The organism is Rhodopseudomonas parapalustris (assembly GCF_053772255.1).
The window spans coordinates 2,501-5,713 of sequence record NZ_JAMKBZ010000058.1 but is presented as its reverse complement, the minus strand read 5'-3'; the positions used below and the strand labels follow the sequence as shown (position 1 = coordinate 5,713).

Below are 3,213 nucleotides of genomic sequence, written 5' to 3'. Positions count from 1 at the left end.
AGAGAAACGTGGACGGCGAAGTCCTTGCGGGTCTCGGTTTTCGGAAGGCTTCGGCTTTCTGGGATTGAGGCCGGACGAAAGACTTCGGCGGTACACGTTTTAAAGGAACACCATGTTCGTTTGCGCTGTGAAGCGCGGCGACGAGTTCTTGATTTTCGGATCGAGGGCGATGGTGGGACCTCGTCAAACGTTGTGATCAGCCGGTTTAAAGTTTCAAGTCCAACTTGAGAGTTTGATCCTGGCTCAGAGCGAACGCTGGCGGCAGGCTTAACACATGCAAGTCGAACGGGCGTAGCAATACGTCAGTGGCAGACGGGTGAGTAACGCGTGGGAACGTACCTTTTGGTTCGGAACAACTGAGGGAAACTTCAGCTAATACCGGATAAGCCCTTACGGGGAAAGATTTATCGCCGAAAGATCGGCCCGCGTCTGATTAGCTAGTTGGTGAGGTAATGGCTCACCAAGGCGACGATCAGTAGCTGGTCTGAGAGGATGATCAGCCACATTGGGACTGAGACACGGCCCAAACTCCTACGGGAGGCAGCAGTGGGGAATATTGGACAATGGGCGAAAGCCTGATCCAGCCATGCCGCGTGAGTGATGAAGGCCCTAGGGTTGTAAAGCTCTTTTGTGCGGGAAGATAATGACGGTACCGCAAGAATAAGCCCCGGCTAACTTCGTGCCAGCAGCCGCGGTAATACGAAGGGGGCTAGCGTTGCTCGGAATCACTGGGCGTAAAGGGTGCGTAGGCGGGTTTCTAAGTCAGAGGTGAAAGCCTGGAGCTCAACTCCAGAACTGCCTTTGATACTGGAAGTCTTGAGTATGGCAGAGGTGAGTGGAACTGCGAGTGTAGAGGTGAAATTCGTAGATATTCGCAAGAACACCAGTGGCGAAGGCGGCTCACTGGGCCATTACTGACGCTGAGGCACGAAAGCGTGGGGAGCAAACAGGATTAGATACCCTGGTAGTCCACGCCGTAAACGATGAATGCCAGCCGTTAGTGGGTTTACTCACTAGTGGCGCAGCTAACGCTTTAAGCATTCCGCCTGGGGAGTACGGTCGCAAGATTAAAACTCAAAGGAATTGACGGGGGCCCGCACAAGCGGTGGAGCATGTGGTTTAATTCGACGCAACGCGCAGAACCTTACCAGCCCTTGACATGTCCAGGACCGGTCGCAGAGACGTGACCTTCTCTTCGGAGCCTGGAGCACAGGTGCTGCATGGCTGTCGTCAGCTCGTGTCGTGAGATGTTGGGTTAAGTCCCGCAACGAGCGCAACCCCCGTCCTTAGTTGCTACCATTTAGTTGAGCACTCTAAGGAGACTGCCGGTGATAAGCCGCGAGGAAGGTGGGGATGACGTCAAGTCCTCATGGCCCTTACGGGCTGGGCTACACACGTGCTACAATGGCGGTGACAATGGGAAGCTAAGGGGCGACCCTTCGCAAATCTCAAAAAGCCGTCTCAGTTCGGATTGGGCTCTGCAACTCGAGCCCATGAAGTTGGAATCGCTAGTAATCGTGGATCAGCATGCCACGGTGAATACGTTCCCGGGCCTTGTACACACCGCCCGTCACACCATGGGAGTTGGCTTTACCTGAAGACGGTGCGCTAACCAGCAATGGAGGCAGCCGGCCACGGTAGGGTCAGCGACTGGGGTGAAGTCGTAACAAGGTAGCCGTAGGGGAACCTGCGGCTGGATCACCTCCTTTCTAAGGATGGGTCTTCAACAGCTTGCTGTTATCGACCTGTTTTAGAAACATCAGAGGCTCTAAGTCATACGAGCCTCATTGGCGGGATTTCGCCGTCTTCGTTTCTCTTTCTTCGCGGACGAACACGCGCCTGGGGTGGCGCGCGCATTCGGCTTGTCGGGGTGGTCGTTGATCGATTGTGCCGGTGCTGCGTGCCGCAAGCTGCCTCTCGTGCTGAGGGCTTGTAGCTCAGTTGGTTAGAGCGCGCGCTTGATAAGCGTGAGGTCGGAAGTTCAAGTCTTCCCAGGCCCACCATTTTGTCGAGCGCTGCATTCGTCTTCTGGTTACGGGGCCATAGCTCAGCTGGGAGAGCGCGTGCTTTGCAAGCATGAGGTCGTCGGTTCGATCCCGTCTGGCTCCACCAGATGGATGATCATCGTGATCTTGGCTCGCACCTCGTTGCTGTCATTCGGACGGCGACGATGGTTCTTCGTCCGCAACTTGTATTCGCCAGCCTGCGCACAGCGCGGCCGGCGAGTTTTCTGACATCGTGAAGAGGAGATCGATCCGGGTTCGGGTCTTGCGGAGCAATCTGCGGGGTTCGATCGCGTATCTCCGGAGCGTTTTCGGCGCCTGGTTGTTGCAAAACAACCGGGTTGTAAACGCTTCTTGTTGACGACGCTTGACCGCATCGTCATCGGGTCGATCTTACGAAGCAATAACTGGTCTTTCTAATCAGTGTCCGTTTGCGGCGTCGTCTTTGAAGGTTCGCCCTTCGAGGTGTGCTGCGAGCAACATTCTGCCGAGTGTGTGGACATTGATAATGAGAGCAATCAAGTGCCTTAAGGGTGTTCGACGGATGCCTTGGCGCTGAGAGGCGATGAAGGACGTGCTACGCTGCGATAAGCCATGGGGAGCTGCGAAGAAGCTTTGATCCGTGGATTTCCGAATGGGGAAACCCACCTTCGATAGCCGGAACTCCAAGGCCTTGCGTTTCGAAAGAGACGTGAGGTTTTGGATTTCCGGTTATCAAGAGAAGGTATGAGATCTCTGAATACATAGGAGGTTTCAAGCGAACCCAGGGAACTGAAACATCTAAGTACCTGGAGGAAAGGACATCAACCGAGACTCCGCTAGTAGTGGCGAGCGAACGCGGACCAGGCCAGTCATCAATGTGCGACAATTGGAATCTGTCAGGAAAGCAGAGCCTTAGAGGGTGATAGCCCCGTACAAGTAATTCAATCATTGATGCTCGAGTAAGGCGGGACACGTGAAATCCTGTCTGAACATGGGGGGACCACCCTCCAAGCCTAAGTACTCCTCAGCGACCGATAGTGAACCAGTACCGTGAGGGAAAGGTGAAAAGCACCCCGACGAGGGGAGTGAAATAGTTCCTGAAATCGGACACCTACAAACAGACGGAGCCCAAGATACGTTCTGGGTGACGTCGTACCTTTTGTATTATGGGCCAGCGACTTAATTTAACGAGCAAGCTTAAGCCGGTAGGTGTAGGCGTAGCGAAAGC

General features: G+C 54.5%; 2 tRNA genes and 2 rRNA genes (1 of these 4 running past the window's edge). All 4 read left to right on the top strand.

The annotated features are described in order from the left end of the window. The first annotated feature begins 220 nt into the window (after window positions 1-220). Window positions 221-1,709 (top strand): 16S ribosomal RNA (locus tag M9H71_RS24885). A 217-nt stretch (window positions 1,710-1,926) separates the two neighbouring features. Continuing rightward, window positions 1,927-2,003: transfer RNA gene (locus M9H71_RS24880), tRNA-Ile, on the top strand. A gap of 33 nt (window positions 2,004-2,036) precedes the next feature. Next, window positions 2,037-2,112 (top strand) — tRNA-Ala (locus M9H71_RS24875). Window positions 2,113-2,519: 407 nt separating this feature from the next. After that, a 23S ribosomal RNA gene (locus M9H71_RS24870) occupies window positions 2,520-3,213 on the top strand (it continues 2,123 nt past the right edge of the window). Together the 16S and 23S rRNA genes with 2 tRNA genes alongside form the textbook arrangement of a ribosomal RNA operon.